We start from the raw sequence: 22918 nt of genomic DNA, 5'->3' as shown, positions 1-22918 counted from the left end.
GTCAGCCACCGCCGTTCGTGGGCGCGACCGTCGCCAGGACGAGGAAGTCGACCGCACCGGGCTGTTCGACGACCTCGGGGGTGGCCTTCAGGGGATCGTACAGGCGCACCCGGCAGCGGACCCGCCGGTCTCCGTCCACGGTGGCCTCCACCGGGCTGTACAGCGTCGTGCCCGCCAGGGGTGGTGTGCGGGGAATGAGATGGACATGGATCACGACCCGGCCGTCGGCGACCTGTTCCGGGGTGATGCCGGACGGCAGCGGCAGCAGCATTCCGTCGGTGGCGGCCCCGGAGGTCACCAGCGTGCTGCCGGCCGGCATCCGGCCGCTGAAGCTGCCCTCGATCGTGAGGTTGCCGTTGGCCGCCACGGTCATCAGCGGGGCGACCGCGCCGCCGCCCTGATAAAGGCCGAAGACCAGGGTGGGCCGGTCGCCGCCGGACAGGACGAGGGCGGGCTTGCCCTCCTCGGCCTCCGCGCCGGTCCGCAGGGTCAGCGCGCCCGACCGGGCCGATACGGTGTCCGCGCGTACTCCGGCGAATCGCACCGCGACGCCGCGGGCCGTGGTCTCGACGCCGCTGAAGTGGCCGTCCGCCCAGTGGACATAGCCCAGCAGAACGAGCCAGCGGGCGGGCGGATCGGCCGGTGGGGCACCGATCGCGGGCGGCCGCTGCTCCGTGGCCAGCCGCTCGTCGCCGCGGCGCCCGAAGAGGATCTGGTAGGACTCCTCCACCCGGGTCTTCGTGGCGCCGCCGGAGCAGGAGACCGGCCCGGGGAGCTGGGCGGGTTCCCGGTCGGCCGCGGTGAGGAAGACCGGGTAGGGCTCGTCCGTCGACTGGTCCGCGCCGTTGACCTCTTCGAAGTCGCTCTCGCGCAGCACGACCGGCTCGGTGACGACCACCTCGCGGCCCGTTCCGTCGACGGCGATCCCCGCCGAGACGCTCACCTCGACATGGCGGACGCCCGTCAGCGGGTCGGTGCGGGGCTCGGTGGCGAGGCCGAGCCCTTCGACGATGCCCCACTCGTGGAGATGCCGCGCGTGCCGGGCGGCCCCGGCGCGGGCGTACTCGACCGTGGCCGACAGGTCCGCGGCGGACAGCACCTGGCCCTCGTGGAAGGCGGGGCGCAGGGGGCCCGTCATGGCGTCTCACCGGGCTTCCGGGTACGGGGCGAACGGCCGCGCTTGGCGGGGGGCTTGGCGGGTTCGGCCCCCTGCTCCGGCCCCTGCCCAGGTTGGTCGGGCCGATCCGGCTGATCAGGTCCCTGATCGAGTCCCTGGTCCGCCGCTCGGTCCGATGTGTCTTCGAGGTCCGCGAGGCGGGTCCCGAGCCGTTCCGGCACCTGCTCCTCCAGGTGGGTCATCTGCGTCCGGGCGCTGCCCAGTTGGGCGCGCAACCCCTCCACGGCGGCGGTGAGGTCGGAGACCTGGGTCCTGAGCCGGGCCAGCTCCTGCATGCTGTCGGTGACTTCGCTGGGGGTCGTGTAGACCTGTTCGTGCAGCGCCTTGGGCGGTGTCTCGCCGGGTGCCGGGGTCAGCAGCAGGGACAGCATCTCCTCCAGGTCCCCGGTGCGCGGCCAATCGCCGAGCAGGTCGTCCGCGTACGGGCGCGCCACCGGGCCCTCGGACGGGAGCGTCGGCTTCTGGTGCTGGGGCACGGGCAGGCAGCACACGCGCTCGGCGAGTTCCCGCAGCCGGTAGAGCTTGGGCAGCCACTCGCCGTACGCCGATCCGCCCGGCAGCACCTGCTCCCGGGTGGCCGAGCAGACCCGTACGACATCGCAGCCGTCCAATTCCAGACGCGCGAGCAGGACATCGGTGTCGGTGCAGTCGCCGCAGGGCGGATTGAGCGTGGCGCACGCCGCGTCGGTCAGCAACCGGCGCAGCGCGGTGCCCAGGGCCGCGGCCGCCTCCGCGATCTGCTGCACCTCGGCGACGGTCGCCTTCTCGGTGCTGTCCGGCGGCGGGAGCGGCAGCAGCGGGGGTACGTCGGCGGCGGCGACGTCCGTGCGCAGCGCGCAGTCGGCGAGGTCGGCGGCCTGGTCCAGCCGGCACAGCAGCCACTCCCGGATCAGGCCGAGGTCGGCGCGGAACTCCACGCGCAGGGCGTGAGCGAGCGGCGTGCCCTGGGCCAGCATGCGTACTTCGCAAGGCGCTTCCGGGTCGCCCCGCTCCGGTACGACGCGGGCCACGGTCTCGGTGACGACGGCGTGGGCGATCGTGCGGCGCAGCGGGTCCGGCCACGAGGCTGCCATGTCGGCGCCCCTCAGCCGCTCGCAGGCCGTACCCAGGACGCCGCGGGCCTCCCGCACGGTGGCGAGGTCCGGGTAGTCCCTTCCGAGCTGCTCCTGTCCGGCCGGGTCGTAGGTGTCGTAACGGGCGACGGCGGCGGCCAGCGCGCGGACGTGCTCGGTCATCTCGCGGGCCGTCGGCGGGGAGGGCGGGCCTTCCCCGCCCGCGTTCTCGCGCAGCCAGCCGAGGGCGGTGGCGTACCGTCCCGCGTCGGCGGCGTCGAAGCGGAAGGCCCGGCCCGTGGCGAGCGAGGCGACGGTCAGGGCGTCGGCGTAGTGGCCGAGCCGCCGGTCGCGGGTGCGGGCCCGGTCGGCCCGTGCGAGATCGCCCAGGCTCATGAGGAGCCGGGTGCCGGGGTTGTGGCGGTGGTCCTCGAAGTCGTCGCATTTGACGACGAATTGGAACCCCTCCTGGATCCTGGAGGGCACGCATCCCGGTGAGGGACAGGGCTCCTCCGTGGCGTACGGGGCCACCGGCTCGACGGACAGCTCCCGGTAGCGGACGTAGAGCCCGTAGCGGCGCCCGCCCTCGTCATCGCAGTGTTCGCCGCAATCCACACCGAGGCCGCTGATGCGCCGCTCCCGCACCAGGGCCTGGACGTCGACCCGTTCGGCGCAGGGCACCACGATGTCGTTTCCGGTGCAGTCCAGCGCGTGTCCGGGGTGCACCGCCACGGTTCCGCCGCCGCACGGGTCGCAGGTGACGCCGAGGCCGCAGATGACGCCCGGCCCGTACAGGGAGCGGTTGTGCAGTCTGGCCTTCGCCGTCGTGTACTCCACCAGCAGGCTGAGATCGTCCTCGGTCAGCAGTTGCCCTGCGAAGAAGCGAGGACGTACGAAGGCGGAGGTCCGGGTGGCGTCGCCACCGCAGCCGCATCCGCAGTCTGTTCGCATGATCAGCGCTCCTTCACGAAGAACCAGCTCTCGAAGACGTCCCCGCCCGCGCCGGTGCCGGACGTCCAGGGCCCGATGCCCGAGGGCGGGAGGTCGCAGCATTCGTCGCCGTGTGCGGCCGACAAGGTCGCACCGGTGTGGATGACCGGGACGCGTCCGCCGACATGGGTGCCGTCGACCGGGCGGCAGCAGCGGTCCAGGAGGAACGCGGCGCGGACGGTGATCAGTACGCGGTCGCCGTCCTGAAGCGTCTCGCGGGTGGTCTGGCGGTAGCGGAACTCCCGGGTGAACTCGTCGCATTCATCGGCTTCCGGGTCCGGTTCGGCGAAGGTGCCGCCCATGTACCAGGTGGAGGCGTTGCGGCCGCTGCCACCCTCGATCACCTGGAGTTCCACCACACCGGGCCGCAGCGTGTCGGACCGTACGTCGGCGGAGAACCGCACCACGAGCCCGCCGTCCTGGTTCTGGGTGCCGAGGAGGTCCTTGGCCTCGTCGATGGTGTAGGTGTGTCCGTGGATCCAGTTGATACCGGTGATCACCGTGGGCAGATGGCGGCCGAACGGGCGGCGTACGTTCATATGGACCTGGTCGCGGCGCACCGGCTCGTACCAGTCCACGCGGTCGATCCTGGCCAGCCACAGCACCTTGTGCTCACAAGTGGAGCAGCAGGTGTCACAGCGCTCGTCCACCGGTGGCTCGCACCCGGTGACCCGCACCCTGTAGCACTCCTCGGTCCAGCCGAACTCGCAGTCGGAGGTGTCCGCGCAGGCGTCGTTGTAGACGGCGCGGGTGGGCTCGACGGGCCGCTCGGCGTACTCGATGCCGACCCAGACGGTGTCGGTGTCCCGTTCGTGCGGGGGCAGCGCCTTCCACAGGTCGATCACGCAGCCGCCGCGCACCACGACCTCGTCGCCCTCGCAGTCCACGGCGAGACCGGGAGTGATCCGCACCCTGGCCCTGCGCCGGGTGTGCTCCGGCTCGGTACCGCCCTCTTCCGCGCTCTCCCCGGGCCGGGTGGACTCCTCGCCGCCGTCGTCCGGCGGGCAGTCGTCCTCGTCCCGCGGCACCGGCTCCACATGCAGGCCGCACACCACGCCGTAGCCGAGCAGACAGCGCATGCGCAGTCTCGACTTCTCACGGTGGTACTCCTGTTCGCGCTGGAAGTCCCGTGCGCCCAGCATCTGACCGTGGAAGTACCGCAGCCGGCGCAGTGGTGGCGCGTCGAACTCCTCGGTCCTCGGTGTTCCTGGCTCGGTCATCGCCCCGTCCTCTCACGACACTTGTGTCTGAATGCCGACGGCGGAGACGACTCCCACGCCCACCCCTCGGCGCAACCCTCTCGGTCCTGGCCTCAGCACCCCGTCGCGGTTCAGCCGCACGGGGTGCGCACCGCCCAGTACGGGCGCCGGGAGCGGGACGAACGCGGTGTCCACGCCGACCGTGGACCGCGAACCGACCACGAACCCCGCGCCGCCGGTGCGTACCGATCCCACCGTGTGCGCGGGCGCCTGCCGCTCCACCAGCCGCCGCAGCGCCGCCACGTCCGCGGATCCGGCGGGCAGGAGCAGCCGGAACCGGTACGCATGCGCGGTGAACGGGTCGCTGTCCGGTGTGCCGAACGCGCGCAGCGGCGCCGCGCCCAGCGCCGTACCGCCGACCCGGAAGCGGCTCGCCGACCGGCCGAACAGCCGTACCGCGCCGAGCCCTTGGGCCGGTCCGTCTCCTCGCCGCGCCTCGCGCAGCCACGCCCAGCGGCGGTCGGTCGCCAGTTCGTCGACGACCGGAGTCACCCCGAACACGATGCGCACCGCCTCCCGCAGCGCCCACGGCGTGCCCCGGCGCCGGTACAGCTCCGGGGCCGCGGCCAGCAGCGCGCGCCGGGTGCGGGCGTCCCAGCCCGCCTCGAACGACAGGCCCAGCAGACCGGCCAGCCAGGGCAGCGCCCGGTCCGGGACACCGGCCGGGTCCAGGAGCGACGGATAGCGCTCGATCACCCGGTCGAGCTGGTCGAGCGTGGCGTCGAACAGCGACAGGAAGCGCTCGGTGAAGTCGTCGGCCGCGGGGTCCTCGCGGAAGGCGGGCGGCAGCAGGTCGGCGCTGGTGACCCGGGGGAAGTCCAGCCGGATCCGGCGCAGAACCGGAGTCGAGCCGCCGTCGCCCGACAGCCGCAGCCGCAGCCGCAGGAAGCGGCCGGGCGGCTGGTCGACGAGGAAGTCCGTGGCGCCGGGAGCCGACGCCTGCCAGTCGCTCTCCTCGTACCGCCCGTCCTCGGTCACCACGATCTCGACGGCGGCCGCCGTTCCGGCGGGCACCTCGGCGTCCACGCGCACCCGGTGCCAGCGGCACCGCGAGATGCCGCTGTCGATCAGGGTGGTGAGGTACGTCCCGCTGGTCGGATACGCGTCGGTGGCCGGTGGCGCGGGGTCCCGGGGCAGGCCCTGCCAGGTGAAGCAGGTGGTCTCGGGGCCCTCCGGGCCCTTCTCGCGCAGGCAGAACCCGTCCTCGTCCGCCGAGGTGAGCGCGGACGGCGGCAGGACCGCGGCCAGTTCGTCCACGGTGACGGGGCGGAAGGGTCGGCCGTGGCCGCCCCGGTGGATCCCGAGCCGTCCGCCGTCGTCGGTGAGCAGCCACACGGTCCGCTCCGGGCCGGTGCGCAGGCCGATGACCTCGCCGGGCGCGCCGGTGCGCAGCACACCGCGGAAGCCGCCGGTCGAGTCGTACCGCCGCAGGTCCGTACTGCCCTGACAGGCCACCAGGATGTCGTCGCCGGGGCCGAAGGCGGCCCACCGGGGCCGCTCGGCCCGGATCACACCGGCGAGTCGCTCGCCCTCGCGGCGCCAGACCAGGACCCGGTCGGACTCCACGACGGCCAGCCGGTGTCCGCGCGCGGCGACGGAGACCGGCTCCCGCAGCGGGTGGGGGTCGCAGTCGGACGGCCAGACGGGGGTGAAGGCGCCGCCGCATATACCGCGGCGCAGCAGCCGCCGCTCGCCGGGAACGAGCAGATACCAGCCGCACGGTCCGCATCCGGGCGCGAGGCGGGGGTCGGGGAACCACGGCAGCAACTGGTTCCGAGTGGGTCCCTCCGGGTCGGCGCCGAGGTGGGCGAGCCGGAGGCCGGCCGGGTCGTCGAAGCCGACGATGCCGTCCACGCCCGGCTCGCCGCCGGTCGGCTCGTCCCAGCCGACATAGGCGTCCAGCAGCCGGAAGGTCGCGGGGTGCGGGTTGCACATCATGGCCGGTCTCCTACCGGGATCAGCAGCGGGCGCTCCGGCCAGATCAGGGTGTGGGGCGGGAGGGTGTGGTCGGTGCAGGGCGGGCGGCGCACCCCGTCGACGGTGAGCGCGAGCCGGGTGACGGCCAGCACTCCGTCGACCGCCAGCAGCCGCCGGACCAGCGCCGTGTGGCGCAGCGCGCCGCCGAACGGCCAGCCCGCGCCGTCCTCCCCGCCGCGCAGCGGATCCAGATAGGTGCGCACCGCGTCCCCGGCCCGGGCCAGGACCGCGGCCCGGTCGAGGCCGGGGTCGAGGGAGACCCAGGACTCCACGGCGACGCGGCGGTACGGCGCGGGGGCGGCGACCACCGTGACTCCGGCGGGGGCGGCCTCACGGATGAGGAAGTCGGCGACGGCCCGCAGGGTCGCGGCGGTGGGGACCGGCGGTTCGCTGGTGTCGTCGCCCGGCGGTAGCGGCGGTACGACGAGGACTCCCACCACGCCGGGGATCGGCACCCCGGCGAAGTCGGGGTGCAGACCGGGCACGCCCCGGGCGCGGGCCACCGAGGCGCCGGGCGCGCGGGTGGCGAGCTGCCCGTAGTCGACCGGGGCCACGGCCCGGCCGCGGGCCCGCAGTTCACCGGCGCCGCGGCGCATGGCGTCGGCGTCGGGCTCGGCGTCCGTTCCACCGGAGGCCGGGAACGGGTTGCCCACGCCGGTGATGAACGGCAGCGCGGTCACCACCCCGTTCACCGCGCCCGCCGCCACGGCACCGGCGCTGCCGCCGCCCACGCGGTAGCGCACGGCGCGGACGTTGCGGAAGCCGGGCGGGACGGCCGCACCGCTGACGCCGTCCCCGAAGGTCACCTCGCCGCTCTCATGGTCCACGGTGAACACCCGGTCGTCGGCGCCGTACCCGGCCAGGCTCTCCACCTCACGCCACCGGGACGGGCTGCCGGCCGCGGTGCCGAACACATCGCCGCCCGTGTCGTCGTCCACCTCGATGACCACCGACCGGGCGAGGATGGGCACCTGACTGAGCTTCATACGCCGCCGCCCGGTCGCCGCGGGATCCTGGACGGGCTGGAGCGGCTCGTCCCGGATGGTGCGGGCGGCGGTGGCGGCGACCACGTTCAGCCGCAGTCCGGACAGCACGGGCGCGGGCCCGGCGAAGGCGCCGTGCGCGATCCGCAGGCGCAGCCAGCGCAACCGGGGCCGGGTGCCGGACGGACTGCCCGGCTCCCAGGAGCGCGGGACCCTCAGCTCGACGGTCCCATCGGCGCCGAGCCCGGCCGTGGAGTCCCGCATCACCTCGGCCGGTACGAGCCGGCTGCCGTCCAGCACGTCCCAGCGCAGCAGCGGCGCGGGCGGCAGCGGCAGGGGCGCCGCGCCACCGGCGGCCGCGGGGGCGGGGGGTGCGGCGACGACCACGAAGCCCAGCGACAGCCGCGGGTAGGGGGCGGCGGGCCCGGCGAGTCCGATCCACAGCGCGTTGCCGGGCTCCGGGTCGCGGCCGAAGGGCTCGAAGGGGCGGCTGGGACCGGCCGGGCCCAGCGGCAGGGCCTGTAGCGTTCCGGCCTCCTGGACGGCGAGGTCGGCGAGGGTGGCCGGGGTGGCGTACAGGTCCTGGTCCGTCTCGTAGACGACCTGCCCGGCCGGGGTCGAGGCGGCGCTCTGGAACCCGGCGGGGACGAGCACGGAAGCGCCGTCCGGCGGGTTGACGGTGAACTCCAGGAGCGCCGCCGCCGCACCGGCCGGGCGCCTGCGCACGCCCGCCGTCGCCAGATGTTCGGCCAGGACCTTCTCCGGCAGCCGGTTGACGCGGCCGAGCACGGGTTCGGCCTGGGTGCCGAAGAGGCGGACGAGGGCGACACCGGCGTCCTGCCGGTCGGGGTCGGTCCAGTCGGGGGTGTAGCCCGCGATCCGGGCGCGTACGTCGGCGCGGACGGCCTCGCGGGTGGCGTCGAGCAGTTCGGGCTGGACTCCGGTCGGGCCGGGGCCGGGCACGATCCGCCCGTCCTCCCGCTCCCGTTCCCGCGCGTCCTTCTCCCACCACATCTCGCCGGTCATGCCAGCCCCTCCCCCGGTTCGGCGGCGGGCACGATCCGGGTGCGGACCGTCCGCAGGACGGGCAGCTCCCCCGCACCGAGCGGCACCTCGTCGCACTCCTCGGCCGGTTCGGCCCCGTCCAGGCCGATCGCCACGGCGGCGATGTCCGCGAGGTCGCCCAGCGACCGCTGCGCGGCCCGCAGCAGGGCCGAGGGCCGCAGCGGCTGTCCGAACGGCCAGCCGTCCTGGTCCTCACCGCCCACCAGCGGGTCGAGGTAGCGGCGCAGCGCGGCGGTGAGCGCGGTGGACACGCGGGTGTGGTCGGCCGGGTCGCCGGACAGGGTGACGCGCAGCGCCACCTCGCGGTAGCGAGGCGGGCGGACGAAGACCTCGGAGGTCAGCAGCCGTGCCTGTTCGAGGCGGGCGGCGGCCGCGCACAGCGTGCCGGGGTCGGGGAGCGGCGCGGCGACGAAGTCCTCGCGGGTGAGGTCGTCGCGGGGCACGGCCGGGACGATGTGGACGGTCACCGCGCCGGGCACCGTGGCGCACGGGAAGCCGGGGTGCTCGCCGACGGCCGGGTGGGCGCGGGCGATGGCGACGCCCGGTGTCGTACGGGCCAGGGTGACGTGGTCGTCGGCGGTGACCGCGCGGGTCGCCTCGCCCAGGGACGCGGCGGCGCGCCTGCGCGCCTCGGCGATCGTCTCCGGGTCCGTGCCGCCTTCGGCCCGGACGAGATTGGCTGCCGAGACCGCTGCCTGCGGGGCCGGAAGGCCGTCGGCGGGCAGCCAGTTACCGGTCATGCCGCCATTGCCGCCCCGGCCGCCGCCGGTGACGTAGTCGACGCGCGCGTCCGGGTCCGGGCGGGGGATGCGCCCGGTGAGTCCGTCGCCGAACACCAGCGCGCCCTCGGCCCGGTCGAGCACGAAGATCCGGTCGGCCGGTGCGCCGAAGGTGAAGTCCGGCACCGGCTGCCACTCCTGGCCCGCCAGGCGCGGGGTGGCCTCCAGAAGGCGGCCCGCGGCGTCCGGCAGGACGAGATGCTGGCCGGGCAGTCTGAGCCAGGCGTCGATCTGCTCCCGGAGGTCGGCGCCGCTCGCGGTGTGGTACGTACGGTGGTGTGCGGCGGACACGTTGACGGCGAGCTGGAGAAGGCGGGGCGGGGCCGGGTAGGTGGCGGCCGGGGTCGAGACCAGGAGCCCGGTGTCCTGTGTGGTCCAGCCGGGCGGGGGATGGAGCCGGACGACACCGGACCGTCTTAGTCCGGCCGTGCCGTCCTCGACCGTCTCGAATCCGCCGGAGACCTCCGTGCCCGGCCGGAACCAGGACCAGGTCAGCTCCGCCGGAGGCGGTACGTCGGCGACCGCCCCGGGCAGCCACGAGGGCGCGGACGCGGCGGGCGTGTCCAACTCGACGAGCAGGCCGATCGGGCCGGGCGCGGGGTGCGCCCCGGTGAGCGGCAGGGTGAACCGGACCTGTGCCGGGGCGCCGTCGCTCGCCAGCAGCGCGATACCGCGGCGGGCCCGCAGGTCCGCCGTGCGGTCGCGGTCGGTCCACACGGTGGCCTCACCGCCCTCGGCGAGCGGGAGGACGGCCACGTCGTCGTCGAGGGTGAAGACGATCTGCCCGGTGGGGTCCCGGGTCAGCGCCGTCCCGGCGTGGACCACGGGTACGTCGGTGCCCTCCTGCCGGGCGGCGAGGCGCAGCACGGTGGCGGCGGGGCGGGCGGGGCGCGGCGGTTCGAGGCCGAGCAGCCGGAGTATGGCGACCACGAGCGCGTCCGGCACCTGGTCGAGCCAGTACAGCCGCTGTTCGAGGAGGTAGGCGAAGAGTTCGAGAAGGGTGACACCGGGGTCGACGGGCGCGTGCAGCGTCCAGGTGCCATCCGATTCGGCGGGGATCCGGCGGCGGATGGCCGCCATCATGTCGGCCCAGGTGAGGTCGTCCAGCTTCGGTGCGGGCAGGGTCATGAGATGCCCCCGCTGAAGCCGGTCGGTCCGGTGAGACCGGTGTAGAACGGGAACACCAGGTTGGCCTTGGTGTTGCTGCGCCGGATGCGGTAGACGACCGAGACGGTGATCCGCGACTCGTCGGCCGGATCGGCCTCCGCGCGGACCTCCTCCAGCTCCACCCGGGGCTCATGGTCACGGACGGCGGCGGCGATCGACTGCTCCAGATCGCGCAGATTCTGCACACTGCCGGGCGCGAACACCAACTCATGGGCGCGGGTGCCAAGTTCGGGCCGCATGACCCGCTCGCCGGTGCCGGTGAGCAGCAGGGCCCGCAGACAGTGCTCGATGCTCTCCTCCCCGACGGCGTATCCGAGCCGCCCGGACGCGTCGGGCAGGATCGGGAACCGCCAGCCGGTGCCGAGGAACTCCTCGCTCATGCCGTCCTCGCCTTCTTGGCCAGTACGGCGGGGGTGAGTGGCGGGGTGGGCGGGCCGGTCGGCCCGGCGGCGGAGGGGTGGGTGTGGGTGTTGAACGCCTGGAGCAGCGCGTTGCCGAGGACGAGCGGTTCGGTGGCGCCGCCGCCGAGGTCGATGGAGGGGGAATCGACCGTCACCTTCGGCGCCTTGAGGGTGATCTCGCCCTGTGCGGTCACGGTGACGCTGCCGCCCTCGGCCGCGGTGATCCGGAGCGCCTTGCCCTGGTCGTCCAGTTCCACCACGTGTCCGGCGGCGGAGGTGATGCGTACGGCGGCCGTGGACTCGGTGTCGTCGAGGAGCACTTCATGGCCGTGCCGGGTCCGGATCATCTTCTGGTCGCGGCCCTCGGTGCGGGCGGTCGGCGGCTTGTCCTCGCCGTTGTAGAGGCCGCCGAGCACGATCGGATAGCGCATGTCCCCGTGGACGAAGGCGACGAGCACCTCATCGCCCTTCTCGGGGACGAACACCGAGCCGTAGCCGCCGCCCGCGTAGAGCTGGCCGACCCGGACCCAGTCGGTGACCGTGGTGTCGTCGAACCACGGGAACTTCAGCTTGACCTGGCCCTCGTCATCGCCCTCGTTCTCCACGACGAGCGCTTCGACGACGCCGTAGTAGCGCTTGTCGGTGGAGCGGGCGCGTGGCGTGCCCCTCATGGTCACTGGTCCCCCTGATGAATCCGCCGAGCGGTGAACTGGGTGAAGAAACCACTGGTGCCCAGGGTGTGCTCGACCCGCTTGACGAAGTAGGTGCCGGAGAAGCGGCGGCCGAGGCCGTAGATCTCCAGGTTGTCGCCGGGCCGCAGCTCGGGCAGGCCCGCCACCTTGCCGGTCGCGGTGATGAACTCGTACGCCCGCTCGCGCAACAGGCTGATCGCCAGTTCGCGGGCCTCCTGGTCGCTGCCGACGGGCGCGTCGACCACGACCTCCTGGCGGCCCTGCAAGGTGGATTCGGCGGCCTGCGGGCCGCTCTGCCCATCGGCCGTGTTCTGCCCGGCGGGAAGGTTGTCGGCGGTCGCGGTGAACGCGATCGACTGTTTGGTACGGGGGTCCCAGCCGCGCACGGTGACCTTGCTGACCTGCTGGGAGACGGTCAGGGTCGGGGTGAACTCGATCAGGTTCGGGATCAGCCCCGCGGGCTGGCCGGTGGGGCCGGTGCTCAGCCCCGGCGCGTACGCCAGCCGGTACAGCCGGATCGGGCGGCCGTCGCGGCCGTCGGTCGGCTTGATGAAGTACAGCGTGTCCTCGCCGGTCGTCGGGTCGGGGAGGATGTAGCAGTCGAAGTCGAGCCGCTTGGCCCGCTCCAGCAGGAACGTCGCGTCGTCCTGGTTCTTCTGCACCACCAGGTCGTGGGTGGGGCCTTCCCTGGTGACCTCGATGCGCAGATGGTTGCGCTGGGCGATCTGCTCGGCGATGCGCCAGTCGGGCAGATTGCGGTAGGTCTTGGTCTCGTTCTCGGTGGGCTTGCGGTCCTTGAGCCGCAGCAGCCCGTCCACGCCGCTGACCTGGACGGTGGGCGACGCGCCGTCGGTGAACTTCGGGCTGAGCGTGGAGATGGTGCCGGTGGCGACGGTGAGCAGTTTGTCGGCGTAGCCGAGCCGCACCGAGACCCGGCCGCCGAGCCGGAAGCGCGGCGAATCGCTGTGCTTGAACCGCAGATTGGCGTCGTCCCAGTTGTTCAGGGTGAGGTCGAACCCGGACAACTCGTCGATGTCCCGGTTCACCTTGATGTCGATGATGTCGTTCTTGGTGGACGGGTCCATCTCCAGGCCCTCGATGCGCACATCGAACTCGGGCGCGTACCGGTCGGGGGAGGCGACCTCGGGTGTGGGGGTGCTCATCGGGCGCTCCTCACGGCAGCCGGGGCACGGTCAGCACACGGCCCGGCCGCAGCTCCCGCGGGTCGCTGATGCCATTGGCGCGGGCCAGCTCCCGCCAGGCGTCGGGCCGCCGGTACAGCGCGGCGGAGATGGAGCTGAGCGTGTCGCCGCGGCGCACCACATAGCTCTTCTCCACCGTGGGGGACGAGCGCGGGGTCTCGGCGACCTGTACGGCGGCCGTGCGGAACTCCTTGAGCGAGAGGTCCAGCATGGCCCGCAGCGGCACCCCGTCCGGCCGGAAGAGCTGGTAGTTGACGTCCAGCTTCTCCACGACACCGGTGAAGACCTCCTCGTCCCAGACGAACCGGACGACCGGCGGGGCGTGTTCGCGGCTGTCGGGCCGCAGCAGATTGCGCACCGCGTTGACGTAGAGCTTCCGTACGTTCTCCAGGGTGTCGGAGGTGTCCACCAGCGCCTGGACGGTGAGGGTCTCCGTGCCGCCGCGGACGTACTGAAGAGGCGGTGTCTCCAGGCCGGGGATGGTGATCTCGGCGAAGGTGTTGCTCTTGCTGAGCTTGTAGTCGGTGGGGTTGAACCGCAGCGGGATCCGCCGCTGCCGCTCGTCGGCGATCACCGGCCGCACGATCTCCAGCCGGGCCTTGGCGGCGCCCTGGCGGGCGAAGGACACGGGCGTCACGCTCATAGGTGCACCTCCCCGTCGCCGAAGCTGCGTTCGCCCTTGGTGTGTTGGGCGCGGGCGCACTGGTCCTCGTACAACTTCGCCCACGCCTGGATGTGCTTGTTGAACAGGTGGGTGAATACGGCGCCGTCGTCGCCGTCCACCTGGAAGCGCACCTCGAGATGGTGAATGGTCACCTTCGGCACGTCGGTCACCTCCCTTGACTCAGGCGCGGCAAGGCGCTCGCCGCGGCGTCCTGCAAGACCTTCGTCAGCCCCTCGTGCGCGATCTCCAGCGACTCGATGGCGATCGCGTTCTGTTCCGCGTGCAGATCCGGGCCGCTCCACTTGGCGGCGAGTCCGCCGTGGAAGGCCCATGCCGCGCCGGGCACCCCGTCCGGGCCGAGCACGATCACCGCGCCGTCGCGGCGGGCGCCCAGCGAGTCGGCGAGCCCGGCCTGGTACCAGGACCACAGCCCGGGGTCGCGCACCACTCCGCGCTTGAGCGTGATCCGGTTCCATGAGTGGCGCAGCGGCAGTTGGTGGACCGAGTCGTTGCGGCCGCCCTCCGCGTAGCTGGTCACCTCGAGCTGGGCGCCGAGCCCGGTGACCTCCTGGAACGCGCCGGAGGCGGCCAGCGGCAGCAGGAGCGCCTGCGCGGCGGGCAGATAGGCGTCGCCGGGGTCGAGGGTGACCAGGAAGCGGTATTTCGGCAGCGGATCCAGGCTCACGCCTCGATCACCTCCAGACCTCGGTCCTGGCCGAGTACGAGACGCAGCCGGATGAACTCCATGGGGACGGCCGGAGCGACCTCGATCTCGCAGACCAGTTGCCCCGGGTCCTGCTCCGGCGGGTTGTTCGTGTCGTCGCACACCACCCGGAACGCCTGCTCGGGCCGGGCGCCGGCGAGCGCCCCGGCCCGGTAGGCCGAGAGGAGCACGGAGGTCAGCGCGCGTACCAAGGTCAGCCGCAGCTCGGCCGAGTTGACGTCGAACACCAGCGGGCTCGCCGCCCGCCGGATCGCGCGCACCAGCAGATGCACCAGCCGTCGGTGGGCGATGTAGCGGGTGGCCGGGTCGGCTGACAGGGTGCGTCCGCCCCACACCACCAGCCCCCGCCCGCGGGTGCAGCGGATCAGGTCGAGACCCGCGTCGAACAGCCGCACCTGCTGCGGCTCGGGGTATTCGGCGGCGAGGTCGACCGCCTCCAGGATCACGGCGCCCGCGGGCGTGTGGTGCGCCCCGCGCTCGCCGTCGAGACGGGCGATGACGCCCAGGACGTGGCCGGACGCCGGGACGGTGCGCAGGTCCTGCCCGTCGGGGGTGCGCAGCGGCGGGTGGTAGACGGCGGCGCAGCCGAGCAGCCCGCTGTCGCCGGTGGCCGCGAGGGAGCCCACCCAGTCGACCGCCTGGTCCACCGAGGACAGCCCGGGCGGTACGTCCAGCACGGCGAGGCGGTCGTGCAACGGCTTTACGTTCCGCAGCAGTTCGAGCACCGCGTCGGTATGCGCGGCGCCGGACAGGTCCGTACCCAGGTCCGGCAGCGCCACCAGCGCCGGTTCCGGCAGTTCGGCCTGTACGGCCACGGCGTCCGTGTACGCGTCGCGGGTGGGCGCGGCGTCGGCGCCGCCCGCGAGTGTCAGGTCCCAGGACATCGAGATCGGGCCGGGCCGCTCCGGTGGCGGTGGCGGTCCGTCCGGGACCAGCCGGATGTAGCGGGAGGCGATCAGCCGGTCGGCCAGGCCGGCGGGCGGAAGTCCGGGGAAGGTCTCGGGCGGTTCGCCGGGCATCATGACCCGTACGCCCACGGTGGGCGGTCCGGCGACGGTGCTGGCCTGGTAACGGATGGCGAGGCGCCCGCCGTTGGCCCAGGCGCCCGGGCTGGTGGCGATCACCTGGTAGCGCGTGGTGTCCCAGCCGCTCAACGGCCCGGCCGTCCACGCCGTCCGGGCCGTGGTGGCCGGCCCGGACACACGGAGCACCCAGGCGGTGCGGCCGCCGTTCTCGAAGAAGCCGCGCAATGCGTACGGGGTGGCGAAGGCGCCCTCCGGCGGCCCGAAGGTGCCCACGACGTCGTTCCAGCTCTCCACGCGGACCGGAGTGCCGACCGGGCCGCGGCGCAGCCGGCCCAGGAACGCCGCCACATCGGTGCGCAGCGGCTCCGTGTCCAAGTCGCGTGGCGCGAACGTGAGGGATACGCCGGGGAGCGCTTCGCCTGCCATGTCAGACTTCGATCTCCAGCTTCTCGACCGCCAGGACGAGCGTCTCCATGGCGATCTCGTTCTTGGTGGCGCTGAGCGTCGGGCCGGTGTACTTGGTGGGCCAGCCACGGTCGAAGTTCCAGCGCATCACGTCGTTGCGGTTCTCGTCGCAGAGCACGATCGAGCCGTGGGTGCGCTTCACCGTGCCGTTGAGCGCGTCGGCCACCCACTTCCAGAAGGCGGCGTGGCCGGTGATGCCGCGCTTGAAGGTGAGGTTGGTGAACTTCTTCAGTCCCGGGATCTTGCGGACGGTGATGTCCTCGCTCCCGTTGCGGTACTCGATCGGCGGGATCTCCAGCTCCAGCCCGCTCGCCTCGGTGAAGGACCCGCTCACCGCGAGCCCGTCGTCGCTGACGTTGAACACGAAGATCTTGAAGTTATAGGACGCGTATGGATCGTCCCTGGTCACAGGCGGCATGGTGGACTCTCCTCGGGCACTCAGGCGAGTTGGGTCTCGCGGGTCTTCTGCTGGATCCGGAAGATCACGAACTCCGCCGGGAAGACCGGCGCGACGCCGATGGCGCAGATCAGACGGCCGTTGGCGAGGTCGTCCTCGGTCATCGTGGTGCGGTCACAGGCGACGAAGAACGCCTCGTCGGCGGTGGTGCCGGCGAGCGCGCCGCTGCGCCAGACCGTGGTGAGGAAGTTGGTGACCGTCTGGCGGACCAGGGACCACAGCGCCTCGTCGTTCGGCTCGAACACCACCCACTGGGTGCCCTCTTCGATCGACTCCTCCAGATAGAGGAACAGCCGCCGGACGTTGACGTACTTCCACGAGCTGTCCGAGGAGAGCGTGCGCGCGCCCCAGACCCGGTGGCCGAGCCCGGGGAAGAACCGCAGCGCGTTGATGCCCTTGGGGTTGAGCACATCCTGGTGGCGCTTGGTGATGTCCTGGGCGATGCCGTCGGTCGGCCGGATGCCCCGGATGACCGTGTTGGCGGGCGCCTTGTGCACCCCCCGCTCCACGTCCACGCGGGCGTAGATCCCGGCCATATGGCCCGAGGGCGGCACCTCGACATCGCGGCCCGCCGACAGATCGCGGGTGACCAGCCATGGGTGGTAGAGCGCGGCGTACTTGGTGTCGAACCGCTCGCGGAACGCCTGGACGTCCTCGAGGTCCAGGCCGTCCTGCGGATCGAGGATCGCGAACCGGTCCCTGAGCAGTTCGCAGTGGGTGACCAGGGCCGATTCGACCGTCCCCGACCACATGCCCGGCACCGCGCAGACCGCGATCTCGTCGATGTCCTCCAGCGCGGTGATCCCGGTCCGCTTGCTGCTGCCGCCGTCCTCGCCGACGAAGTCGGCCACGCTCAGGCTCCCGTAGGCGTCGTCCCCGCCTCCCAGGGTCAGCCAGGAGCCGACCGCGGGCAGGGGGAACTTCGCCGGGTCGGTGGACAGGGCGCCCAGCGCCGTCGCCCGCACCAGCCGGGAGCGGACGGCCAGGGTGGTCACCAGGTTCGCCGCGGTGTCGCCGGTGAGCCGCAGGTTGCGGTGCGTCTCCGTCTCCACGGCCCCGGACGGGTCGGTGAACCGGGCGTCGACCTGCGCCTCGACCAGTTGCAGCCGGTCGGTTTCGAACAGCGTCCCGGGCACGTTCCCATCCAGGGTGACGACGTCCGCGGCGATCGACTCGACGGTGCGGATGGTCAGATGGGTGCCGTCGTCGAGCTGGACGACTGCGCCCTCGTAGAGCCGGCTCGCTCCGCCGATCCGCAGCGTCGGCCCCGCCGAAGTGGTGCCCCGGCGCACGCGGCGCACCAGCAGCCCGCTCCGCCATGCCTCATGTGCGGTGCCGGACGGCAGGGTCAGCGTGACCTTCCCGTCCGCCGGCTGGCCGAGCTGGACCTTGAACCGGCCGGAGCCGATCTGCACCCAGACGTCGGGCGGCAGTTCGTCGGGGTCGAGTCCGGTCACCGCGGCGACCTCGACCGTCTCGCCGTCCGCGGCGGCGTCCGCGGCCAGCCGCGTGACGAACAGGGCGCCCTCCTGCGGATCCGGCAGCACCGGCAGCGCGGCCGAGGCCATCGGCTGGATCCGCACCTGTACCGCGTCGCCCCATGAGCCGGGGCTGACGGCGGCGAACTCCAGTGTCTGCTCCGCGTTACGCGTCCCGATCTGTACGTAGTCGCCGCGGCCCGCCCGGACCTCCGCGGGCAGCGGGACGTCCAGCTCGATCCGGCGGGTGGTGGCGTCGTAGGCGGCGACACCGGCGGTGTGGATCGACTGCTGGTCGTCGCCGCGGAAGAGCTGAAGCTGCTGCCCGACGCCGGAGAACCCGATCAGGTGGCCGAGTTCCAGGCGGGTCGCGCCCTTGGCGGCGTCGCCGGCGACCGGGCTCACCAGGCCGTGGCCCAGCACGCCCGAGGAGGGGCTCGCCTGCCTGCTGGCGACCCGCTTGATGTACAGCCGCTGGCCGCCGTTGTCGAAGAAGCCCTTGACCGCCAGCGGGAACAGCCACCAGCGGCCGCCTTCCGCCGGGTCGTTCGCCCAGGTGTCCCGGATCAGCGGGTCCGGCTCACGGAGAAATCCGCCGAAGGTGTTCTGGAACTCCAGGAAGTTGGTGACCAGCTTGGGCTTGCCGGTGTACGGACCGCGCACGGTGACCCCGGCCATGCCCGCCGTACTGGTGCTCACCCCCGCGATCGGCCGTGGGCCCGCATCGATCTCCTCGATGTAGACCCCGGGGCTCAGATACTCCGCCATGGACGGCTCCTTAACTCTCGCGGATCTCTATGACGTGCCGGCGCTCGATGTCCTGGGGCAGCCGCACGACCAGCGATCCGGTCCGGCCCGGCCGCTCGGTGGCCTGCAAGTGGAATGTCTCCTCGGCGGCCTGTTCTTCGGCCTTCTCGCCCTCCCACCGCAGGGCCAGCCGGAAGGCGCCCGTGGCGTCGGACAGGGTGCGCTCGTGCCATGGCGTCAGGTCCCGGCTGGTCCGTCCCCTGGCCTCGACCAGCGCGCCCGCGACCGGCGCCCGGGTGGCCGCGTCGACCACGGCGCCGTGCACCGTGCGCAGCCCCGTCGGGTAGGGGAAGGAGACGCTCGGCAGCAGCCGGACCAGCCGCGGCTCGGTCACCGCCGGCGGCGGGTGGGCGTCGTCATACGGGTGCACCAGGAACTCGACGCCCACCAGGGCGGCCGAGAACGGCTGGCCGTCGGCCGGGTACAGCGGCTGGTAGCCGGCGGCCGCGAAGCGGGCCCGGTGGCGCCGTGGCCGGGCCGCCCACGGCTCGGCGCACCGGCCGAGTCCCGGATAGGCGAAGGCGGCGCTGGGGGTGCGCACCGCCAGGTCGTCCAGCGGCAGCCACTCGCCGTCCTCGTAGCGGTCCAGTTGGACCGTCACCCCGGCTGCGCGCACCCGCCGGGCGTGGTCGTCGAAGGGGATGAACCAGACCGGGCTGTGGAGCGTCGACCGCTCCAGCGGTACGAAGCGGCTCATGGCATCGCCGTCCCGCTGATGACCCGGCTGTGCACCGGGCGGACCGGGGTCTCCACGGCGGAGTCCAGGTTGACCACGCGGACCTCGTAGTTCAGCGACAGCCGGTACGGCTTCTGAATCGCGTACCAGACCCAGGACTTCTGGTCCAAGGTGAGCGGGGTCAGGCTGAGGTGCAGCGAGTCGGTGCTCGCCGCCAGGCTGCCGGACAGTTGAACGCCGTCCAGGATCGCGTCGTCGTAGAAGGTCTGGAGGGCCCGTCCGAGCATCCGGTGCTGGGTCGCCTGGTCGCCGCCCCAAGGGGTGACCAGATAGCGCAGCAGCAGGGCCATCGGCGGCTTGCGGGTGGTCGATGGGGCGGGGGGCTGGGAGCGCACCGGCGGCCGGTTGCGCGAGGTGGGGTCCTCGGCGATCTCGTAGAGGAACACCGTGAGCTTCGGCGGCGGTGTCTGTACCGTCTCGGAGAGGTCGTTGAGTTCCGCGATCGGCGGTTCCACCTGGCTGAGCCCGCGCAGGGATTGGGTCAGGCTCTCCACGATGACCGTCGAGACATCGGCGATGACGCCGAAGTCCCCCATGCGAATCCCCCCTCTCCGCGCTCGAAAGCGTGCTTCGAGAGAATGCCGGTCCCGGCGTGGCCGGACCGCGATGCGCTCATCACACGAGCGTCACCGGTCCGTTTTCACTGCCGACGATGACGACTCCGGACACACACCGACAACGCCGAGGTGACACGGCGAGGCATATCTTCTTTTCATGGAAATCCCCTCAGAACGGACCGGTGTCCTGATCCTCCGGGTCTGGGTGGAAGGCGGCAGGCCGGACGGATTCCGTGCTCGCATCGTGCGGACGGAGGACCGGCACCAGGCGCCCCCCACCGCGGTGAGCGCGGTCGACGACGCGCTCACCGCCGTGCGCGCCTGGCTCGATCAGTTCATCGAGCCCGACAGGTGACGTTGCCGCGACGGCCCGGTGATGCCTGGCCATATAGCGTCCTTTAACGGGAAGGCCGGATACACGATCATGATCTGCTCGTAACATGGCTTTCGGGCATCCCGATAGGACGCATGGGATGGATCGCTGGAGCCAATATCGCCCCGGGGGGCCGATGAGCGCAGAAGGCCATGTCATGACGTTGAGACTGCTCAAGAGTTTCGCGTTGTCGGTCGATCACAAACGCGTTCCGATATCCTCCAGCGCCCAGCGGCTTCTCGCGTTCCTCGCCTTGCAGAACATGCCACGGAGCCGGACCTATGTGGCCGGCACGCTGTGGCCGGATGTCACCGCGTCCCGTGCCAACGCCAACCTCCGATCGTCGTTATGGCGCGCCACGCGAACGGGACATCAGGTCATCGACGCGTCCACACAGGAATTGGCGATCTGCAAGCACATCACCGTGGACATCCACGCGGCGGCGACGCGCGCCCACCGGCTGCTCGACATGTCGCGCCCGTGCGACGACATCCTCACCACACAGATGCGGGAGGATCTCTCGGCCGATCTCTTACCCGAGTGGTCGGAGAACGAGTGGGTGCTGGTGGAGCAGGAGCAGTACCACGAACTGCGGCTGTACGCCCTGGAGGCGATGACCGAGCGGCTGACGGCGGCGGGCCGCCATGGCGAGGCCGTCGCCGCCGGGCTCGCGGCCGTACGCGCGGAGCCCCTGCGGGAAAGCGCTCATCGTGTGCTCATGAACGCGCATCTCGGGGCCGGGAACAGAGGTGCGGCACTGCGGCAGTACGAGCAGTGCCGCCGCGTCCTCCTCGACGAGCTGGGCCTGGAGCCCTCCCCGACGCTGAGGAACCTGGTGCCACCCGGGGGTGCCGCTCCAGAGCTCCCGGCGCGCCGGATCGTCTCCCGCTCGGCGAGCGACGTCCCGGCACAGGAGACGGACACATCGGCCCCGGCGGGCACCGTGCCCGCGTAACGGGCGCGGTGCGGGGACCGGCGGACTGGCGGCCTGGGCCGACTGGACGGACTGGGCGAACTAGACGGACCGGGCGGACTAGACGGCGGGGACCACCGGCGCGAGATGGGTGTCGCGCCGCACCAGTGCGGCGTAGCGCCCGTCCTTGGCCAGCAGCTCCTCATGGGTGCCCCGCTCGGCGACCCGGCCGCCGTCCAGTACGACGATCTGGTCGGCGTCGCGCACGGTGGAGAGCCGGTGGGCGATGGTGATCGTGGTGCGACCGGCCGAGAGGGCGTCGATGGCCTGCTGAACGGCCTGCTCGGTGCGGGTGTCCAGGGCGCTGGTGGCCTCGTCGAGGATGAGGACGGGCGGGTCGCGCAGAATGGTGCGGGCGATGGCCAGACGCTGCTTCTCCCCGCCGGAGAAGCGATAGCCGCGCTCTCCCACGAGGGTGTCATAGCCGTCCGGGAGGGAGGCGATGTGGTCGTGGATCTGGGCGGCCTCGGCCGCCGCCACGATCTCCTCATCGGTCGCGTCGGGCTTGGCGAAGCGCAGGTTCTCGGCGACGGAGGCGTGGAAGAGATAGGTCTCCTGGGAGACGACACCGATGGCCCGGGCGAGGGTGTCGAAGTCGAGGTCGCGGACGTCCACCCCGTCGAGCAGCACCCGGCCGCCGGTCACGTCGTAGAGCCGGGGCACCAGATAGCTGAGGGTCGTCTTGCCGGAACCGGTCGGCCCGACCACGGCCAGGCTGCCGCCCGCGGGAACGGTCAGCTCGATGCCGCGCAGGGTGCCCTTCGATGCGCCGCCCTTGGACAGGGTGCTCTTCGATGCACCGGGGGCCGTGCCGTCGTAGTCGAAGTCGACGCCGTCGAAGCGGACTTCGCCGCGCACCTTCTCCAGCCGCACCGGATCAGCGGGCTCGGTGATGTCGATCGGCAGGTCGAGGTATTCGAAGATGCGGGCGAAGAGGGCGAGGGAGGTCTGCACCTGCACACCGGTGGACAACAGGCTCACGGTGGGCCGGAGCAGCCCCTGCTGGAGCGAGACGAAGGCCACGAGCGTGCCGATGGAGACGGCCGGGCCACCGGCCTGGAGGGCGATTCCCGCGGCCCAGTAGATCAGCGCGGGCATGGCGGCCATGACGATGCCGATGGTGGACATCCGCCAGCGGCCGGCCATGTTGGAGCGCACTTCCAGGCCCACGAGGCGCTCGGACTCCTCGGCGAACTGCCGGGTGAGCGACTCGGACCGGCCCATGCTGCGGCCGAGCAGGATTCCGCTCACCGACAGCGACTCGGTGACCATCGCGGACATGGTCGCCATCTGCTTCTGCCGCTGCGAGGTGATCTTCTTGCGCTCGGCGCCGACCCGGCGGCTGATCCAGACGAACACCGGCAGCAGAAGCAGCGAGACGATGGTCAGCCGCCAGTCGAGCGCGAGCATCGCGACGACGGTGGCGACCACACTGGTGAGGTTGGAGACCAGCGAGGTCGCGGTGGAGGTGACGGTGGCCTGCATACCGCCGATGTCATTGGCGATACGGGACTGCACCTCGCCGGTGCGGGTGCGGGTGAAGAAGGCGAGCGGCATGCGCTGAAGCCGGTCGTAGACGGCGGTGCGCAGATCGTGCATGACGCGCTGGCCGACGGTGGTGGAGATCAGGGTCTGGAGAACGCCGAAGACGCTGTTGACGACGGCCGCGGCGATCATGCCGAGGGCGAGCAGGGTGAGCAGGCCGGTGCGGCGGTCGGGGATGGCGGTGTCGAGGATCTCCCGGAGCAGGAACGGGGTGGCGACCGAGACCAGCGCGGAGGCGGCGACCAGCAGGCCGACCACGGTGAGGCGGCCACGGTAGGGACGGAAGAGCCGGAGGATGCGCCGCACTTGGGCGGGGCGCTCGGGCTCCTGGGTGGACGGGGTCCATGACGGTGGTGTGTCGGGACGCATG

At 72.5% G+C, this 22918-nt stretch carries 20 protein-coding genes; 2 read left to right on the top strand and 18 right to left on the bottom strand.

The window, feature by feature from the left end:
* Position 1: 1 nt before the first annotated feature.
* From ACK1X7_RS44430 to ACK1X7_RS44350, 17 genes are read right to left on the bottom strand one after another with little or no spacing between them, the layout of a single operon-like run.
* Entirely contained in the window at positions 2–1138 is a 1137-nt protein-coding gene (locus ACK1X7_RS44430; RefSeq protein ID WP_413116626.1) for a hypothetical protein, read from the bottom strand.
* Positions 1135–3180, bottom strand: a complete 2046-nt coding sequence (locus ACK1X7_RS44425) for a coiled-coil domain-containing protein (protein ID WP_413116625.1) — start codon at positions 3178–3180, stop codon at positions 1135–1137. Before ACK1X7_RS44425 ends, ACK1X7_RS44430 begins: the two co-directional genes overlap by 4 nt.
* Before the next feature lie 2 nt (positions 3181–3182).
* Positions 3183–4439 (bottom strand): hypothetical protein, encoded by a 1257-nt coding sequence (locus tag ACK1X7_RS44420; RefSeq protein WP_413116624.1) that lies wholly within the window; start codon positions 4437–4439, stop codon positions 3183–3185.
* Between the two features lie 12 nt (positions 4440–4451).
* Positions 4452–6416, bottom strand: coding sequence for a phage tail protein (locus ACK1X7_RS44415; RefSeq protein ID WP_413116623.1), 1965 nt, complete (start codon positions 6414–6416; stop codon positions 4452–4454).
* Positions 6413–8464, bottom strand: coding sequence for a putative baseplate assembly protein (locus ACK1X7_RS44410; RefSeq protein ID WP_413116622.1), 2052 nt, complete (start codon positions 8462–8464; stop codon positions 6413–6415). The genes ACK1X7_RS44415 and ACK1X7_RS44410 overlap by 4 nt, the downstream gene beginning before the upstream one ends.
* Positions 8461–10410 (bottom strand): putative baseplate assembly protein, encoded by a 1950-nt coding sequence (locus ACK1X7_RS44405; protein WP_413116621.1) that lies wholly within the window; start codon positions 10408–10410, stop codon positions 8461–8463. Before ACK1X7_RS44405 ends, ACK1X7_RS44410 begins: the two co-directional genes overlap by 4 nt.
* Positions 10407–10829, bottom strand: a complete 423-nt coding sequence (locus ACK1X7_RS44400; RefSeq protein WP_361498794.1) for a GPW/gp25 family protein — start codon at positions 10827–10829, stop codon at positions 10407–10409. Before ACK1X7_RS44400 ends, ACK1X7_RS44405 begins: the two co-directional genes overlap by 4 nt.
* Positions 10826–11521, bottom strand: coding sequence for a phage baseplate assembly protein V (locus tag ACK1X7_RS44395; RefSeq protein ID WP_361498796.1), 696 nt, complete (start codon positions 11519–11521; stop codon positions 10826–10828). The genes ACK1X7_RS44400 and ACK1X7_RS44395 overlap by 4 nt, the downstream gene beginning before the upstream one ends.
* Before the next feature lie 2 nt (positions 11522–11523).
* On the bottom strand, positions 11524–12705 hold the full coding sequence (locus ACK1X7_RS44390) for a phage late control D family protein (protein WP_385157477.1): 1182 nt from the start codon (positions 12703–12705) through the stop codon (positions 11524–11526).
* Positions 12706–12715: 10 nt separating this feature from the next.
* Entirely contained in the window at positions 12716–13387 is a 672-nt protein-coding gene (locus tag ACK1X7_RS44385; RefSeq protein WP_014057289.1) for a CIS tube protein, read from the bottom strand.
* A complete protein-coding gene (locus ACK1X7_RS44380; RefSeq protein ID WP_385157474.1) occupies positions 13384–13569 on the bottom strand; it encodes a putative phage tail protein in 186 nt (61 codons plus the stop codon). The genes ACK1X7_RS44385 and ACK1X7_RS44380 overlap by 4 nt, the downstream gene beginning before the upstream one ends.
* 5 nt (positions 13570–13574) lie before the next feature.
* Positions 13575–14093: a phage tail protein gene (locus ACK1X7_RS44375; protein ID WP_361498802.1), complete on the bottom strand. Its 519-nt coding sequence runs from the start codon at positions 14091–14093 to the stop codon at positions 13575–13577.
* Entirely contained in the window at positions 14090–15583 is a 1494-nt protein-coding gene (locus ACK1X7_RS44370) for a phage tail sheath family protein (protein WP_385158073.1), read from the bottom strand. Before ACK1X7_RS44370 ends, ACK1X7_RS44375 begins: the two co-directional genes overlap by 4 nt.
* Position 15584: 1 nt before the next feature.
* Entirely contained in the window at positions 15585–16040 is a 456-nt protein-coding gene (locus ACK1X7_RS44365; RefSeq protein ID WP_014057285.1) for a phage tail protein, read from the bottom strand.
* A 20-nt stretch (positions 16041–16060) separates the two neighbouring features.
* A complete protein-coding gene (locus ACK1X7_RS44360) occupies positions 16061–18325 on the bottom strand; it encodes a phage tail sheath family protein (protein WP_413116620.1) in 2265 nt (754 codons plus the stop codon).
* 10 nt (positions 18326–18335) lie between these two features.
* Positions 18336–19061 carry a carboxypeptidase regulatory-like domain-containing protein gene (locus ACK1X7_RS44355; RefSeq protein WP_385150912.1) on the bottom strand — a complete coding sequence of 242 codons (726 nt, stop codon included), beginning with the start codon at positions 19059–19061 and terminating at the stop codon, positions 18336–18338.
* Positions 19058–19636, bottom strand: a complete 579-nt coding sequence (locus ACK1X7_RS44350; RefSeq protein WP_385150915.1) for a DUF4255 domain-containing protein — start codon at positions 19634–19636, stop codon at positions 19058–19060. Before ACK1X7_RS44350 ends, ACK1X7_RS44355 begins: the two co-directional genes overlap by 4 nt.
* Positions 19637–19814: 178 nt before the next feature.
* On the opposite strand from ACK1X7_RS44350, the gene ACK1X7_RS44345 reads away from it, so the two are divergent.
* Both ACK1X7_RS44345 and ACK1X7_RS44340 read left to right on the top strand, forming a co-directional pair.
* Positions 19815–20012: a hypothetical protein gene (locus ACK1X7_RS44345; RefSeq protein WP_014057281.1), complete on the top strand. Its 198-nt coding sequence runs from the start codon at positions 19815–19817 to the stop codon at positions 20010–20012.
* A 175-nt stretch (positions 20013–20187) separates the two neighbouring features.
* Positions 20188–20985: an AfsR/SARP family transcriptional regulator gene (locus ACK1X7_RS44340; RefSeq protein WP_390795013.1), complete on the top strand. Its 798-nt coding sequence runs from the start codon at positions 20188–20190 to the stop codon at positions 20983–20985.
* 78 nt (positions 20986–21063) lie between these two features.
* Here the strand turns inward: ACK1X7_RS44340 and ACK1X7_RS44335 are convergent, their stop codons facing one another.
* The gene (locus ACK1X7_RS44335; protein WP_385150921.1) at positions 21064–22917 is read right to left on the bottom strand and encodes an ABC transporter ATP-binding protein; all 1854 of its coding nucleotides are present in this window, start codon (positions 22915–22917) and stop codon (positions 21064–21066) included.
* Position 22918 lies beyond the last annotated feature (1 nt).

The organism is Streptomyces sp. CY-1 (genome assembly GCF_047218265.1).
GTDB lineage: Bacteria > Actinomycetota > Actinomycetes > Streptomycetales > Streptomycetaceae > Streptomyces > Streptomyces niphimycinicus.
This window is presented reverse-complemented; position numbering and strand designations above follow the sequence as displayed.

Bases quoted from the DNA above. Each gene is read 5' to 3' on its own strand.
- ACK1X7_RS44430 (WP_413116626.1), bottom strand. From the start codon at position 1,138: ATGACGGGCCCCCTGCGCCCCGCCTTCCACGAGGGCCAGGTGCTGTCC.
- ACK1X7_RS44425 (WP_413116625.1), bottom strand. From the start codon at position 3,180: ATGCGAACAGACTGCGGATGCGGCTGCGGTGGCGACGCCACCCGGACC.
- ACK1X7_RS44420 (WP_413116624.1), bottom strand. From the start codon at position 4,439: ATGACCGAGCCAGGAACACCGAGGACCGAGGAGTTCGACGCGCCACCA.
- ACK1X7_RS44415 (WP_413116623.1), bottom strand. From the start codon at position 6,416: ATGATGTGCAACCCGCACCCCGCGACCTTCCGGCTGCTGGACGCCTAT.
- ACK1X7_RS44410 (WP_413116622.1), bottom strand. From the start codon at position 8,464: ATGACCGGCGAGATGTGGTGGGAGAAGGACGCGCGGGAACGGGAGCGG.
- ACK1X7_RS44405 (WP_413116621.1), bottom strand. From the start codon at position 10,410: ATGACCCTGCCCGCACCGAAGCTGGACGACCTCACCTGGGCCGACATG.
- ACK1X7_RS44400 (WP_361498794.1), bottom strand. From the start codon at position 10,829: ATGAGCGAGGAGTTCCTCGGCACCGGCTGGCGGTTCCCGATCCTGCCC.
- ACK1X7_RS44395 (WP_361498796.1), bottom strand. From the start codon at position 11,521: ATGAGGGGCACGCCACGCGCCCGCTCCACCGACAAGCGCTACTACGGC.
- ACK1X7_RS44390 (WP_385157477.1), bottom strand. From the start codon at position 12,705: ATGAGCACCCCCACACCCGAGGTCGCCTCCCCCGACCGGTACGCGCCC.
- ACK1X7_RS44385 (WP_014057289.1), bottom strand. From the start codon at position 13,387: ATGAGCGTGACGCCCGTGTCCTTCGCCCGCCAGGGCGCCGCCAAGGCC.
- ACK1X7_RS44370 (WP_385158073.1), bottom strand. From the start codon at position 15,583: ATGGCAGGCGAAGCGCTCCCCGGCGTATCCCTCACGTTCGCGCCACGC.
- ACK1X7_RS44365 (WP_014057285.1), bottom strand. From the start codon at position 16,040: ATGCCGCCTGTGACCAGGGACGATCCATACGCGTCCTATAACTTCAAG.
- ACK1X7_RS44360 (WP_413116620.1), bottom strand. From the start codon at position 18,325: ATGGCGGAGTATCTGAGCCCCGGGGTCTACATCGAGGAGATCGATGCG.
- ACK1X7_RS44355 (WP_385150912.1), bottom strand. From the start codon at position 19,061: ATGAGCCGCTTCGTACCGCTGGAGCGGTCGACGCTCCACAGCCCGGTC.
- ACK1X7_RS44350 (WP_385150915.1), bottom strand. From the start codon at position 19,636: ATGGGGGACTTCGGCGTCATCGCCGATGTCTCGACGGTCATCGTGGAG.
- ACK1X7_RS44345 (WP_014057281.1), top strand. From the start codon at position 19,815: ATGGAAATCCCCTCAGAACGGACCGGTGTCCTGATCCTCCGGGTCTGG.
- ACK1X7_RS44340 (WP_390795013.1), top strand. From the start codon at position 20,188: ATGACGTTGAGACTGCTCAAGAGTTTCGCGTTGTCGGTCGATCACAAA.
- ACK1X7_RS44335 (WP_385150921.1), bottom strand. From the start codon at position 22,917: ATGCGTCCCGACACACCACCGTCATGGACCCCGTCCACCCAGGAGCCC.